This is a genomic window from Mesorhizobium sp. M1406 (genome assembly GCF_040317555.1).
Classification (GTDB): domain Bacteria; phylum Pseudomonadota; class Alphaproteobacteria; order Rhizobiales; family Rhizobiaceae; genus Mesorhizobium.
The window spans coordinates 1-13,734 of sequence record NZ_JAMYKW010000014.1 but is presented as its reverse complement, the minus strand read 5'-3'; the positions used below and the strand labels follow the sequence as shown (position 1 = coordinate 13,734).

Sequence of the window (13,734 nt, the reverse complement as noted above, 5' to 3'; positions counted from 1 at the left end):
GATCCGCGGAGGTGCAATAAAAGACATCATCTTACTGCCCCAGCCGTTCGAGCAGTATCGGCACATGCACCTGGTCGGATTTGTAGTTGCCGGTCAGCATGTACATCATGATGTTGACGCCGGCGCGCAGCGCGTAGATGCGCTGCATCGGGTCCGCCGGGACGGTCGGCAGCAGCGGGTCGCCATTCTCGTCGACCGCCCAGGCGCCGGCGAAATCGTTGGCGGTGATCATGATCGGCGATACGCCGTCGCCGGTCCGCACCGGCCGGTTCTCGGCATTGCTGGCGTCGAGCGAGGCCTCGACCCACAGTGGACCGCCGGCGAAGCGGCCGGGAAATTCGGGCAGAATGAAGAAGGATTTGGTCAGCACGTGGTCGGACGGCACCGGCTCCAGCGGCGGCACGTTGAGGCTGCCGAGGATGTCGCGCAGCCGCTCCGTCGCCGGGCTGGTCGAATCGGCGCCGATGCCGTTGGCGAACTGGTCGCGCGTATCGAACAGCACCGTGCCGCCCTGCTGCATATAGGCGTCGATGCGGGCGATCGCGGCCTGGCTCGGCATCGGCGCGGCCGGATCGATCGGCCAGTAGATCAGCGGGTAGAACGACAGTTCGTCCTTCGAGATGTCGACGCCGGCCGGCTCGCCCGGTTCCAGTGCCGTCTTCTCGATCAGGAAGCGGGTCAGGCCCTCGAGCCCGGCGCGGCTGATCGAGTCGTCGCCCGGCACGCCGGTCAGCACATAGGCGATGCGGGTCTTCGAAATCGCCTCTATTGCAACCTCGTCGCCCGGCTTGGCGTCATCGGCGCGGGCAAGATCGGCATGGCCGAACAAGGCACCGAGCGCAATCAGGATCGCCGCGGTCGTTGTTACGGCACCGGCGCGGCGCGGCCGGCGGGTAAACAGGCCGCCTATCCAGAACACCGCCAGCGTGTCGAGCAGCATCAGCACCAGGGCAGCCGCGACCAGCGCGCCCTTCAAATTGCGCGATTCATCAAAGGCATACTGGATCGACGTGACGGGAACCGTGACCTGCGGGCGCGCCAGGGGCGCAAACCTGCTGTCGGCTTCAAGCAGATTGTGGGCAAACACACCCGTCTCGGAACCATAGAGCCCGGGCGGGTTCTCGAAGGTCACTGGCAACGCGCCGGCGCCCGGAACCAGCGGCCGCGCGTCCGGCGTCGGCGGCACCAGCGAGCCGTCGGCCGCAATCATCCGGTAGGGCGCCAGCGAGGTGGCGGCGGCTTCGGCATTGGCGATCGCCGCGCCCTGGTTGCGCGACAGTTGCACGATGCGGCGCAGCATCTCGACGAAGCTGCCCGAGATCGGCAGGTTCGACCAGGTCGCCTCGGGCGTGACATGGAACAGCACCAGCGTGCCCTTGCCCTTCTTCAGCCCGGTGACCAGCGGCGTGCCGTCGGCAAGCGCGGCCCAGGTGCGCTCGACGATGTCGGGCGTCGGCTCGGCCAGCACCTGCCTGCTGACGGTGACCTCGGTCGGCGGGGCAAGATCGGCGAACGGGCCGGCCTTGGGGAATTCGGTGACCGGCTGCGGCGACGTCCATGACAGCGCGCCGCCAAGCGAACGTTCGCCGGTGCGCAGGCGGACCGGCAGCAGATCGTCGTCATTGCCGGAGGCGGCTAGCCGCGAACCGGCGAAACGCACCAGCGTGCCGCCATTGTCGACCCAGTCGACCAGTCTTTGCCGGACCTGTGCGGGAATGGTGCCGATGTCGGCCATGATGATCATCGCCGGCTTCTGGTCGAGGATCTGCGGGATGGCGTCGGCGAGGTCGGCGCTGGAGGGTTCGACCAGATCGGCGAAGGGCTGCAGCGCGCGCCTGATGTAGTAGAGCGGCGACAAAAGCGGCTGCGCCTGGTCGGCCTCGGCCTGCGACAACAGTCCGACGCGGCGGCGCTTGGAGCTTTCATCGAGGACGCGCACCGCGCCGGCCTGGCGCTCGCCGTCGAGCGCGACCGAGGCGAAGTCGTTGCGCAGCTCGAACGGCACCGCCATGGTGCCGGTGGCGGTGGTTTCGCCCGGCGAGAAGGTCAGCGTCGCATCGGCGATGCGGCGACCCTTATCGTCGAAGGCGCCGGCGGTGACCTGCGCCGGGGCAGGATCGCCCGGCGGGCGAATGGCGGTCAGCGCAAAGCCGTCGACCTGGTTGTCGGCGGCGGTCAGGCCTGTCAGCGACAGCCTGTCGGCGGTTGCCCAAACGACACGGGCGGCATTTTTCGACAAAAGCGTTTTGAAGGCGGCCTCGTCGCCTTTTGCCGCAAGGCCGTCGGCGAGCACGGCGACACTGGCGCCGGGCAAGCTCTCCAGCACGCCGGCGACGCGGGCATAGACGGCGGGCCGGTCGGTCGGGATCGGCCGCGGCTTGGCGGCGCGCAGCCGGTCGAGCGCGGCGGCGGCATCGAACGGGCCGATCTCGGCATTGGCTTTTTCCGCGGTGAAGGCGATGACGACAGGCACGCCGTTCGAGCCGGCATCGGCGATCAGCCGCTCGGCGGTGGCGACGCGCTTGCCCCAGTCGGCGGCACTTGCCCAGTCATTGTCGATGACGAGGGCCAGGGCAGCACCCTCGGCGGGCAGCTTTTCGCGCGGGTTGAAGACCGGGTCGGCCAATGCGGCGACGATGAGCGCCGCCATCAGGAGCCTGAGCAGCGTCAGCCACCACGGGCTCTGCTGCGGCGTCTCCTCGTGCTTCAGAACGCGCGCCAGGATCTTCAGCGGCGGGAAGATCTCGGTCTGCGGCTTGGGCGGTGTCAGCCGCAACAGCCACCAGATCACCGGCAGCGCCAGCAGGCCCCACAGCACCATGGGGGCGCCAAAGGAGAGCGGCAGCCAGCTCATGCGACGGCCTTTCCGGGACGATCGCCTGCGGTCGGCCCGAAAGAGGGGCCATCGGCGGTCATCGCCATGTGCAGGCGCACCAGCGCATCGGACGCCAGCCGATCGGTGTGGTTGACGGTAAAGCTCCAGCCGAGGCGCTTGCACCAGGCGGCCAATTCGTGACGGCGAGCGGTGTAGAGCAGGCGATACTCATCGCCCAGCATTTCGGCGCGGCCGGCGGTCAGCTTGTCGCCGGTCTCGGGGTCGGTGAATTCGGTGCGGCCGGCATAGGGGAAGGTTTCCTCGGCCGGGTCGGCAACCTCGATCAGATGGGCGCGCACGCCGTGGCGGGCTAGAACGTCGAGCCAGGCCATCGTCTCCTCGACGGAATCGAGGAAATCGCTGACAATGACGATGTCGCAGAAGCGGCGGATGTCGGAAAGATCGGGTTTTGCCGGCAAATCGCCGGCATGCATGAGCTGGGCGGCGATGCGCTCGGCGCCGTTGCGGGCGGTAAACGGATCGGTAAGGCCGGGCCAGGCGATGCGCTCGCCGCTGCGCGACAACAGCTCGGCCATGGCCAGCGCCAGCACCAGCGCGCGCGATTGCTTGGAAACGCTGGCGCCGGTCGACTTGTAGAGCATCGACGGCGAGGGGTCGGCCCACAGCCAGACCGTATGGGCGGCTTCCCATTCGCGGTCGCGCACATAGGTATGATCGTCGCGCGCCGAGCGGCGCCAGTCGATGCGTGAGGAATCGCCTTCGACATAGGGCCGGAACTGCCAGAAATTCTCACCGATGCCGCGCTTGCGGCGGCCATGCCAGCCGGCGATCACAGTGTTGACGATGCGCCGCGCCTCGACCAGCAGGTCGGGCACAAGAGAGGCCCGCAACCGGCCACGGGCGAGCGCGTCGCGCGTCGCTGCCGGAGCCTGGACCTCGCCAATACGCGCCATCAGATACCTTTGGCCAGTTTCGCCACAACGTCGCGCACGCTGGTGCCTTCGGCGCGGGCGGCGAAGGTCAGCGCCATGCGGTGCTGCAGCACCGGCTCGGCCAGCGCGCGGACATCGTCGATCGAGGGCGCCAGCCGTCCATCGTAGAGCGCGCGCGCCCTTGTGCACAGCATCAGCGCCTGGCTGGCGCGCGGACCGGGGCCCCAGGCGACGTGCTTGTCGGTCTCGGCATTGCCTTGGTCCGGACGCGCCGAGCGCACCAGCGTCAGGATCGCCTCGACGACGCTTTCGGGTACCGGCATGCGGCGGATGAGTGTCTGGATTTCCTTCAGCCGCGCCGGCTGCAGTACGTTCTGGGCTTTGGCGTCCTCGACGCCGGTCGTTTCCAGCAGAATGCGGCGCTCGGCCTCGATTTCGGGATAGAGGATATCGACCTGCATCAGGAAGCGGTCGAGCTGGGCCTCGGGCAGCGGATAGGTGCCTTCCTGCTCCAGCGGGTTCTGCGTCGCCAGCACGTGGAAAGGCGCCGGCAGGTCGTAGCGGGCGCCGGCAATGGTGACGTGGTACTCCTGCATCGCCTGCAGCAGCGCAGACTGGGTGCGCGGCGATGCGCGGTTGATCTCGTCGGCCATGAGCAACTGGGCGAAGATCGGGCCGGAAATGAAGCGGAAGGAGCGCTTGCCGGTCTCGTCCTGCTCCATCACCTCGGAGCCAAGGATATCGGACGGCATCAGGTCGGGGGTGAACTGGATGCGGCGCGAATTGAGGCCGAGCACGATGCCCAGAGTTTCGACCAGCTTGGTCTTGGCGAGGCCCGGCACGCCGACCAGCAGCGCATGGCCGCCGGCCAGCAGCGCCACCAGCGTGCGCTCGACGACGCTCTCCTGGCCGAAAATGACCCGGCCGACCCCGTCGCGGATCCTGGAGATGTCGGCCAGCGCCTTCTCGGCCTCGGCGATCATGTCCGTTTCGCTGATCGGGCTTTCCTTGACCATCACGCTCATGCCGCATCGATCCTTGTGGTTGGAAATACCTGCTTGCAGCATACCATGACTGCCGCGATTCGGCCTCGCCTGGTGTCCGCATTAGAATTTAAATCACAGACTTAGGCTGACAAGCGGAACAACAGTGACTATTTCGTGACCATGACGGGACCCTTGGAACATCGTGAAGAAAGCCTGACGACCGCCACCGAGGCGCGCGGTCTCGAGGCGCTGATCTCGCGCGCGGCTCGTGCCGGCAAGGGTGCGGCACCCGTCGAGCGCTGGAATCCCGACTTCTGCGGCGATCTCGACATGGAGATCAGGGCCGACGGCACCTGGTTCTATCTGGGCACGCCGATCGGGCGAATGCCGCTGGTGCAGCTTTTCTCCTCGGTGCTGCGCAAGGATGCCGACGGCAGGACCTATCTGGTGACACCGGTGGAGCGGGTCGGCATCCGCGTCGCCGATGCGCCGTTCATTGCCGTCGAAATGGATGTTTCTGGCGACGGCGATGCGCAGGTCATCACCTTCCGAACCAATGTCGGCGACGTCGTCGAGGCCGGGCCGGAGCGGCCGCTGCGTTTCGTCGACGAGAACGGGACCGGCGGGCTGAAGCCCTATGTGCTGGTGCGCGGCCGGCTGGAGGCCTTGGTGGCGCGGCCGGTGATGTATGAGTTGGTCGGCCATGGCGAGGAGGTCGAGATCGGCGGCAAGACCATGTTCGCGGTGCGCTCGAAAAAGGCTGTGTTCCCAATCATGCCGGCGGACCAGTTGAAGCGGCTGAGCGCGTGATGGACCAGATGTCTCCGACGCCTTTCTCATCAGCGGATTTTCGCGCGCGCTTTGCCGCGCAGCCGGATGCGCATGCCGGCGACGACTATGGCGACCATCGCTTCAACCCCGGTCACCCACGCCTCAACCAGGGCAAGGCGCTGCGCGACGCCGCGGTGCTGATCCCGGTCGTCGATCATGAGGGCGATGCGACGGTTCTTTTGACCAAACGGGCCGAAAAGCTGCGCAACCATTCGGGGCAGGTGGCCTTTCCCGGCGGCACCATCGATCCGGCCGATCCAAGCCCGGAGGCGGCGGCGCTGCGCGAGACCTTCGAGGAGATCGGCCTTGGCCAGGATGGCATCGAGGTCATCGGCCGCATGCCAGACTATGTCGCCGGCAGCGGCTACCGCATCGCGCCGGTGCTCGGCATCGTGCGGCCGGGTTTCCAGCTGACGCTCAACGCCGACGAGGTCGATGCCGCCTTCGAAGTGCCGCTGCGCTTCCTGATGGACCCGGCCAATCACAAGCGCGACAGCCGCATGTGGAACGATCTCGAATGGTTCTTCTACGACATGCCCTATGGCGACCGGCGCATCTGGGGCGTCACCGCCGGCATCATCCGTACCCTCTATGAAAGGCTCTATGCGTGAGTGTCTCGATCGCGGGCAGGGCCGACTGGCTCGGCGACAAGCATCTGCAGCGCCTGTTGGCCGCACTGAGCGAGGGCGATGAAGAGGCGCGTGTCGCGGGCGGCGCCGTGCGCAACACGCTGATGGGCCAGCCGGTCGCCGACATCGACATCGCCACCACGTGTTTGCCTGGGGAAACCGTTCGTCGCGCCGAGGCGGCAGGTTTCAAGGCGGTGCCGACCGGCATCGAGCACGGCACGATCACGGTTGTCGCCGGCGGCAAGCCCTATGAGGTCACCACGTTGCGAGCCGACATCGAGACTGACGGGCGACGGGCCAAAGTGTCGTTCGGGCGCGACTGGAAGCTTGACGCCGAGCGGCGCGATTTCACCATCAACGCGCTCTATGCCGAAGCCGATGGCCGGGTTGTCGACCTGGTCGGCGGCATCGCCGACATCGAGGCACGCCGGCTGCGCTTCATCGGCGATGCGGAAGCGCGCATCCGTGAGGACTATCTGCGCATCCTTCGTTTCTTCCGCTTCTTCGCCTGGTATGGCGATGGCCGGCCCGATGCCGATGGGTTGAAAGCCTGTGCCCGGCTGAAGGAAGGTCTTGCACAGCTTTCGGCCGAGCGCATCTGGTCTGAATTGAAGAAGCTTTTGTCGGCGCCTGATCCCTCACGGGCGCTGCTCTGGATGCGGCAGGCTGGCGTCTTGACCGCCGCGCTGCCGGCGAGCGAGAAATGGGGCATCGATGCCATCCATGGGCTGACCAAGGCCGAGAAGGATCTGGGCTGGGCGCCCGACCCGCTGCTGCGGCTGGAAGCGATCGTGCCGCCGGATGCCGCACGCATGAAGACGCTCGCCGAGCGGCTCAGATTTTCGATCGCCGAAGCGGATCGCCTGCGCCACTGGGCGCTTGCCACCGCTGTCGAGCCGAAGACGACCGAGGGCGAACTGGCGAAAAGGCTCTATCGCGGCCATCGGCAGGGATTTGTCGACCGCTTGCGCCTGTCGCTGGCTGCCGCCCGTGTGCGTGCTGTCGACGACAATGACGCGCTGCTTGAAGCCGGCGGCTTCTCGCGCCTGCTGGCCTTCGCGCTCAAATGGGAAAAACCGATGTTCCCGCTGAAAGGCGCCGATCTGACGGCGCGCGGCGCAACGCCAGGACCGAAGCTGGGCGAAATCCTCAAGAACCTCGAGGCGGAATGGATCGAAGCGGGATTTGCGCCCGATCGCGCCGCACTGCTTGATCGCGCCGCGAAGGCACTGGAGAGCTAGCCCACGGCTCGACGGTTGTGCTCCGCGACGTAACGATCAAATGTGGTCGAGCGAGCGAAACTACCTGATTGCCACGGGAGCCAGGGCGCGTGAGAGGCTCGCTTCGCCCTTGCCGTACATGGAAGCGCTATAGTCGACCAGGGTGTCGGTACGAGCCGTATTGAGCAGATCGTTGGTGATCTGGGTCGGCGTGGCCTTGGTGAATTTGCTGCCTAGTATCGCCGCATATCCTGAAATGATCGGTGCCGCGAAGGAGGTGCCATACAGGCCTGTCTTGCTCCCATCGACGCCAACCACAAGAAAGTGGCTTTGCACGAGCGGGTTGGAGCCGGCATAGTTGGAGTACCAGGCAAGCTGGGCCTTGTTGGTTGTTGTGCCGTTCGTCGAAAGGGCGCCGACGAAGATCGCGGAGGCTTTGCCAACCAGGGCGATGTCGAGATAGTCCTGCTGACCGCCTGTGACACCGCCCACGGCAACCGAATCGTTGCCCGCCGCCTTCGAAACAACGGCCGACCCTTTGGTGGCATAGGAGATGATGGAGGCTTCCTCGGGACTCCATCCGATCTGGTTCGAACTGTAACCGGCGTTGGCGTACATGCCATAGCTCAGGTTGAGCACGTTCAGGCCACGCGTCAGGCTGACGGCCGAGCTGGTTGAAAAGTCCTTCGACCTGATGGTCGCCAAGGGCGCGATCATGCCGGCTTCCTCGCGCGTCCATTCACCATGGCGCTGGGTTTGAACCCCGACACCGAAATTGCCCGAGAAGCGCGAAGTACTGGAGAAATCGTCGACGATCGTAATCGTGACGCCCTTGCCCTTGTACCCCGCGGCCCATGCCGCGCCGACGTCGGGACTCATCCACCCCTGCACCGCTTGTGTGCCTGCAGCCGGGATCGTTGCACTCACGCATGTGGACCGGCCGCCGCCGTGACACAGCGCGGACATCTCGTCCGCATTGACCGCCTCCTGTGCCGAAGCCATCGGCGCCGACAGGGTGGTGAGAGCCGCGGCGATAACGAATTTCAAGCAACTACCGGACATGCTCTTACTCCGTTCAAAAAAGAACCAGGACGGGCGATCGCGAAATTTCGGGACGAGATGATTTTCTCATTTGCATCCTCCCGGCGATCAGAAAGTAACACGGTAATTCAGCCAGAGGTGCTGGCTCTCCGGTTTAGCGTTAACCAGATATTTCAAGGTCTCCTCTGGCGCCATCTCGCCGGCCGCGAGCCGACAATTGACGCTGTAGGTACCCAAATCGCCGTAGTCCGCTTCGCATGGCTTTTCGGTGAGCTTGCCGCCGAGGGTCGTGGTGAGCGACAAGGAAAGAGTGCTGTTCGGACCCGGATGCATCTGCGTGAGGAAACCCAGCTTTAGGCTGGGCTCGATGCGATATTTCTCACCTTCTTCTCCGGTGCCTAGTCCCCAGAGGATCCCGGTGTCTTCGGTGATCTGGGTCAAAAGTTCGACATGCATGTCGACCCAGTTTGCGTGGTACCATTGGTTGAACGATATCCGGCTTCCGTCCTGCAGTTCATAACCGCCGCCGCCCAGGCCGCGCGCGCGATCGCTGAGCGGCGAGCCTTGGTGGATGTCGACCAGCGATGTGGTCAGTTCCTGGGCAATCGCCGGAGACGCTGCAAGGAGCCCGTACAGCAGGAGCGCCGTCGTGCGAAAACTCACTCGATTGCCGGAACTTTCGCGCATGCGCGAAACACCTCGCCCCACCGATTCCGGACCAGTGCCTGGTGACGACGGGCTTCTCTTGCAGCCCACTGTAGCCGGATTATTTGCCCGACAGTGGCACGGGTTCGGTTACCGCAGGGTTTATTTTAGCTGAGGAAAATATAATTCTTTGGCCGGCGGCCCGGCAGGACGTCCGCGATGGCGCTTTTCAACCAATCTTGAAGCGCCAACGCGGCTCGTTTGGTGTTGCGGATGAATCCTGCGGCAAAGACTAGGCCGCGTCGCGGGCCTTCTCGATGCGCGAGCGGATAGCCTCGATCATCGTCTCGCGGATGACCGTCTCGCCATGCGTCTCGCGCATGTGCTCGACGGCGCGGCGCATGACCTCGGCCTCCTCGTCGGCACGCGTGTGCCAGTCACAGCCGGGCACGAGCGACCCGCAGTGAAATTCCTTCATTGGTTTCTCCTTTTCCTCCGTGGAGCCCGACCGAGGCTCCGGCACTTTCTTGGCTCATGGTCCGATTCCAGGGTTGAATCCGCGGATCCGGGAGCGGGCGGAATGCATAACACAGATGGGGTGGTATTGGTTGCCGTCAACGGCAAAAGGGCGAAACAGCGCTGCTCCGCCCTTTTGCGCTAGCGCGAAACAGGACCAGACATCATCTTGCCCTGCCTTGGCCGGCCATCACTTTGCGATCTTGACAGCCTCGGCGATTTTTTTCTTGCCGCTCATCTCCCATGAGACGCGGACCTTTTCACCGACCTGCAGGCCCGGATCCTTGAAGGTCTTGGGAAGCGTAAAAGACGATCCGTCATCGAGGACAAGGCTCATGGCCGTTGCGTCAAAGGTCTTGATCGTGCCGGTGGTGTGCTTGACGGCGGCGAACGTCACCGAACCGGAAGCGAGAAGGGCAGCGGCGGCAGCCGAAACAATGATCTTGCGCATTGTGAAGTACTCCTGAAGGGCGGGACGAGGGTGTGTCCCGCATCGTCTGGGCCGTCCGGTCGCGTCGGGTCGCGGCTCGCTTGTTTCGAGGCAATTCCGAACGGAAAACCGTCTCACATTTTCCTGGAATTGCACTCAGGCGAACCGCCGGCGCTTCCCGACCCGGCGCAACAAATAGACCAGCCTTTTCAAGAGCCTATTAGACGAAAAAGAAATTTTTCACCGCACCTTGTGCCACATTCGATGCCCCATTTCGAGCGAATGGGACATCAATACGGCTCACGCCGCGCTCACCATTTTGTTACGGCCAGCGGACCTCGGGCGGGAGGCTGGAGAGGATCGCTTCGACATTGCCGCCGGTCTTCAGGCCGAAGATGGTGCCGCGATCGTGAAGCAGGTTGAATTCGACGTAACGACCGCGGCGGATGAGCTGCTCGTCGCGATCACCGTCGGTCCAATTCTCGTTGAAGTTGGCGCGCACGAGGTGGCCATAGACGACGAGAAAAGAACGGCCGACATCCTGGACGAAGTTGAAGTCGGCATTCCAGCCGCCTCTATCCTCACCCGAATGCAGCCAGTCGAAGAAGATGCCGCCGGTGCCGCGCGGCTCATTGCGGTGCGGAAGATAGAAGTACTCGTCGCACCAGGCTTTGAATTTCGGGTAGTCGGCAACGTCGGCGTTCTTCTCGCAGGCGAATTGCATGGCGCGGTGGAAGGCGACCGTGTCGGGGTCGTCCTGGGTGCGGCGGCGGTCGAGCACCGGCGTCAAATCGGCGCCGCCACCGAACCATTGGCTGGACGTGACCACCATGCGGGTATTCATGTGCACGGCCGGAACGTTGGGATTCCAGGGATGCGCGATCAGCGAAATGCCGGATGCCCAGAAGCGCGGGTCTTCCTCGGCGCCCGGCATCTGCTTCCTGAATTCGGGCGAGAACTCGCCATGGACGGTCGAGGTATGAACGCCGACCTTCTCGAAGACGCGGCCGTACATCATCGACATGGTGCCGCCGCCGCCGCGGCCCTCGTCGCGTTCCCAGGGCGTCTCTTCGAAACGGCCTGGCGACCACGAGGCCAGCGGGCCGCCAAGATCCTGTTCGATCTGTTCAAGCCCGGCGCAGATGCGTTCGCGCAACGCCTCGAACCACAGGCGCGCCTTCATCTTCTTCTGTTCGATGTCGGCGGGCAGGCCAGCCGGTATTTCAGGTCGTTCCAAGTGCCGTCTCCGGTTGCGGGGCGATGAGTCCTACAAATGACTCGTCTTTTGCCGGCGCGATCCCTAATCTCTTAAGGGCAAGGGTCAAGTCACTTTGGTTTTGCGCATGATCCTTTCCGAAACTCGATTCCGATTTCGGAGTCATGCGCCAGGTGCAAGGAGTTGTTTCGTGCGCACCCCGGCAAGACCGCCGCTGGATGGCCTGAAGAAAAGGCTGGACCAAAGCCGGGCCGAGCGCGCGCGCATGCCGCGCGACGGTTTCCTGCGGGAGACCTTCGTGCTGCCGCGCTCCGATGCGCGGCTCAAAGCCAAGGAATGGTTCGATCGCTTTCCCAAGCAGGCCTACTGGACCGAAATCGAAAGCTGGTTCGAGCGGCCGGGCGACGTGATCGAGTTCACCATCAGGCGCTTGCCGGCGGCTGACTAGGATTTCCTCGCCGTTTACGGGGAGTTGAGGAGTGGTTCGCGCAGCGGACGAGAAGCCGACTGCTTGGCTTTTCGAACGACCAACGCCGGCAGGCAGGTGAGGGCTGCGCGAACCTCTCAATGCTGGCGCTGCCCCTCATCCGCCTTCACTTCGTTCAGGCACCTTCTCCCCGTGAACGGGGAGAAGGAAGAGCCACCAGCCTTCTCGCGCCCGTCCCCTCCCTTGCCAGCCTGTCGCCCTTGTTTCTGAGCGGGCATTTGTCGATCGACATGCAGCCGCAGCCGATGCAGTCGGTCAGTCCGTCGCGCAGTTTCTTCAGCTGGGCGATCTTGTGATCGAGCCCGTCACGCCAGGCGGTCGACAGCAGGTTCCAGTCATCGCGCGTCGGCGTGCGGCCCTCGGGCAGCGATGCCAGGGCCGTGCCGATCTCGGCCAGCGAGATGCCGACCTCTTGCGCCACCTTGATGATCGCGACACGGCGCAGCACGTCGCGGCCGTAGCGGCGCTGGTTGCCTGACGTCCGGTGGCTGCGGATCAGGCCGCGGGCCTCATAGAAATGCAGCGCCGACACCGCCACACCGCTGCGCATGGCCACCTGGCCGACCGTCAATTCCGTTACCGGTGCCATTCCTGATTTCTCCGCCCGATTTTTCTGCTTGACCTCAAGTTAAGTTGAGCTTGTAGCGAAGAAACCCGGGATCTGCAAACGAAGGAGGAGGCGATGTGCGCCTGGGTCAAGATGACGGGAGACGGAGTGCCGTTATCCGAGTTGCCGGATGGCTTCGCCCGCCACCATGGCGACGGAAAGCGCGACATTGATGCTGCGCGCCGCGCGCTGCATGGGGATGGTCAGCCGCGCATCCGCCGCCTGATGGACGGGATACGGAACACCTGCGGATTCGCGGCCGAACAGAAGGATATCGCCATCGGCGAAGGTAAAGCTGGTGTAAGCGGCGGTGGCTTTGGTCGACAGCAGCACCAGCCGGCGCGCTCGGACTTTGCGCCAGTCCTCGAAGGCGTGCCAGTCGACATGCCGGGTCAGAGCAGCCATTTCGAGGTAGTCCATCCCGGCTCGCTTGAGCGCTTTGTCGGACAGCGGAAAACCGGCCGGTTCAATGATGTCGACGCCGAGGCCGAGGCAAGCGGCGAAGCGCAGGATTGTCCCGGTGTTGCCGGCGATATCCGGCTGGTAGAGCGCGATGCGGAGACAACAGTTCATTTCCGCGTCTTTCTAATAAGTGGCAAATCGGCCACAGCGGGCTCGCGGTTTTGGAAATTGCTGGACCCGCGGGTGGCCATTTTCTGCGAAGTCGGGTATGTCAGCTCCATTGTCAACCCGAACCGATGGAGGGGTAATTCATGATGACCATGCACATCCAGCGCCCCTCTCGTGGGCTTACCTGCCTGCCGGCGGTTTCGGTACGACGATTCTCCTGACTCTCTAAGACTGATCGCACCGATTCCCGCCGAAACGATTTTTCGGCTTTCGAAGGAATCCTGCGATGTTTTTCAAAAAGTCAAAAGGGCTGAACGCCCGAACTGAGCATGTCCAGACCGACGATCATCGTCGTGTCCAGACCGACGCAATGCGTGCCTCCGGCCGAATGCCGGCGGACGATATTGCTTCGCCTTTTCATCTCTATTTTCACACGGAGGACGGACCGATGTTCGATCCCTACAGAATACCCGGCTCAAGGAGCCTGCATATCCACCGACTGCCGACCTGGGCGCTGCTCATCGGCGACACCTATTCGTCGGCGGTTCATGCCGAGGTTCGCCGCCGGCCGCATCGCGGCATGCTGCCGGATGTCGATTTCTCGCGCGCGGTCCCCGATCCGAGCCGGCCGTCGCTGGTGCGCCGGATCATCCGGCTGATCAGGCCCGGCGCGAAAATCCGGATCGTGAACAGTGCGCCGTCAGGGTCATCCGGCGCACCTGTCGGCGAAAAGCCCGCGAGCCCCTATATTGCGCGAAGCAGGGCCGACGGTCCGGATGATTCCGGAC

Annotated in this window: 15 protein-coding genes; 5 read left to right on the top strand and 10 right to left on the bottom strand. The window is 64.3% G+C overall.

Going from position 1 to position 13,734, the window contains the following annotated elements:
- Positions 1 to 31: 31 nt before the first annotated feature.
- The 3 genes from NKH03_RS14385 to NKH03_RS14375 are packed head-to-tail and all read right to left on the bottom strand — an operon-like array spanning position 32 to position 4,793.
- Positions 32 to 2,854, bottom strand: a complete 2,823-nt coding sequence (locus NKH03_RS14385) for a DUF4159 domain-containing protein (protein ID WP_352968864.1) — start codon at positions 2,852 to 2,854, stop codon at positions 32 to 34.
- Positions 2,851 to 3,789, bottom strand: coding sequence for a DUF58 domain-containing protein (locus NKH03_RS14380; RefSeq protein ID WP_352883434.1), 939 nt, complete (start codon positions 3,787 to 3,789; stop codon positions 2,851 to 2,853). Before NKH03_RS14380 ends, NKH03_RS14385 begins: the two co-directional genes overlap by 4 nt.
- Positions 3,789 to 4,793, bottom strand: a complete 1,005-nt coding sequence (locus NKH03_RS14375; RefSeq protein WP_352883432.1) for an AAA family ATPase — start codon at positions 4,791 to 4,793, stop codon at positions 3,789 to 3,791. Before NKH03_RS14375 ends, NKH03_RS14380 begins: the two co-directional genes overlap by 1 nt.
- A gap of 141 nt (positions 4,794 to 4,934) precedes the next feature.
- On the opposite strand from NKH03_RS14375, the gene NKH03_RS14370 reads away from it, so the two are divergent.
- Genes NKH03_RS14370 through NKH03_RS14360 form a run of 3 tightly spaced genes read left to right on the top strand, consistent with a single transcriptional unit; the run spans position 4,935 to position 7,455 of the window.
- Entirely contained in the window at positions 4,935 to 5,564 is a 630-nt protein-coding gene (locus NKH03_RS14370; protein WP_352866065.1) for a DUF1285 domain-containing protein, read from the top strand.
- Positions 5,564 to 6,196 carry a CoA pyrophosphatase gene (locus tag NKH03_RS14365; RefSeq protein ID WP_352968863.1) on the top strand — a complete coding sequence of 211 codons (633 nt, stop codon included), beginning with the start codon at positions 5,564 to 5,566 and terminating at the stop codon, positions 6,194 to 6,196. Before NKH03_RS14370 ends, NKH03_RS14365 begins: the two co-directional genes overlap by 1 nt.
- Positions 6,193 to 7,455, top strand: a complete 1,263-nt coding sequence (locus tag NKH03_RS14360) for a CCA tRNA nucleotidyltransferase (RefSeq protein ID WP_352968862.1) — start codon at positions 6,193 to 6,195, stop codon at positions 7,453 to 7,455. The genes NKH03_RS14365 and NKH03_RS14360 overlap by 4 nt, the downstream gene beginning before the upstream one ends.
- A 60-nt stretch (positions 7,456 to 7,515) precedes the next feature.
- Here the strand turns inward: NKH03_RS14360 and NKH03_RS14355 are convergent, their stop codons facing one another.
- From NKH03_RS14355 to hemF, 5 genes are all read right to left on the bottom strand, one after another.
- Positions 7,516 to 8,496: a S8 family serine peptidase gene (locus NKH03_RS14355; protein ID WP_352968861.1), complete on the bottom strand. Its 981-nt coding sequence runs from the start codon at positions 8,494 to 8,496 to the stop codon at positions 7,516 to 7,518.
- A gap of 87 nt (positions 8,497 to 8,583) precedes the next feature.
- Positions 8,584 to 9,162, bottom strand: a complete 579-nt coding sequence (locus tag NKH03_RS14350) for a hypothetical protein (protein WP_352874008.1) — start codon at positions 9,160 to 9,162, stop codon at positions 8,584 to 8,586.
- Between the two features lie 250 nt (positions 9,163 to 9,412).
- Positions 9,413 to 9,598, bottom strand: a complete 186-nt coding sequence (locus NKH03_RS14345) for a DUF1059 domain-containing protein (RefSeq protein WP_109659722.1) — start codon at positions 9,596 to 9,598, stop codon at positions 9,413 to 9,415.
- A gap of 228 nt (positions 9,599 to 9,826) precedes the next feature.
- Positions 9,827 to 10,087: a DUF1344 domain-containing protein gene (locus tag NKH03_RS14340; protein WP_352883424.1), complete on the bottom strand. Its 261-nt coding sequence runs from the start codon at positions 10,085 to 10,087 to the stop codon at positions 9,827 to 9,829.
- Positions 10,088 to 10,388: 301 nt separating this feature from the next.
- Complete coding sequence (hemF, locus tag NKH03_RS14335; RefSeq protein ID WP_352968860.1) at positions 10,389 to 11,303, bottom strand: oxygen-dependent coproporphyrinogen oxidase; 915 nt, start codon at positions 11,301 to 11,303, stop codon at positions 10,389 to 10,391.
- Between the two features lie 169 nt (positions 11,304 to 11,472).
- On the opposite strand from hemF, the gene NKH03_RS14330 reads away from it, so the two are divergent.
- Positions 11,473 to 11,730, top strand: a complete 258-nt coding sequence (locus tag NKH03_RS14330) for a hypothetical protein (RefSeq protein ID WP_023760711.1) — start codon at positions 11,473 to 11,475, stop codon at positions 11,728 to 11,730.
- A 154-nt stretch (positions 11,731 to 11,884) separates the two neighbouring features.
- Here NKH03_RS14330 and soxR read toward each other — a convergent pair whose 3' ends face one another.
- Together soxR and NKH03_RS14320 are read right to left on the bottom strand one after the other, a co-directional pair.
- Positions 11,885 to 12,358 (bottom strand): redox-sensitive transcriptional activator SoxR, encoded by a 474-nt coding sequence (gene soxR / locus NKH03_RS14325; RefSeq protein ID WP_136615932.1) that lies wholly within the window; start codon positions 12,356 to 12,358, stop codon positions 11,885 to 11,887.
- A 132-nt stretch (positions 12,359 to 12,490) separates the two neighbouring features.
- Positions 12,491 to 12,949 carry a tRNA (cytidine(34)-2'-O)-methyltransferase gene (locus tag NKH03_RS14320; RefSeq protein ID WP_352968859.1) on the bottom strand — a complete coding sequence of 153 codons (459 nt, stop codon included), beginning with the start codon at positions 12,947 to 12,949 and terminating at the stop codon, positions 12,491 to 12,493.
- A gap of 283 nt (positions 12,950 to 13,232) precedes the next feature.
- On the opposite strand from NKH03_RS14320, the gene NKH03_RS14315 reads away from it, so the two are divergent.
- Positions 13,233 to 13,734 (top strand): hypothetical protein (locus tag NKH03_RS14315; RefSeq protein WP_352968858.1); only part of this gene is annotated, 502 nt, incomplete at its 3' end.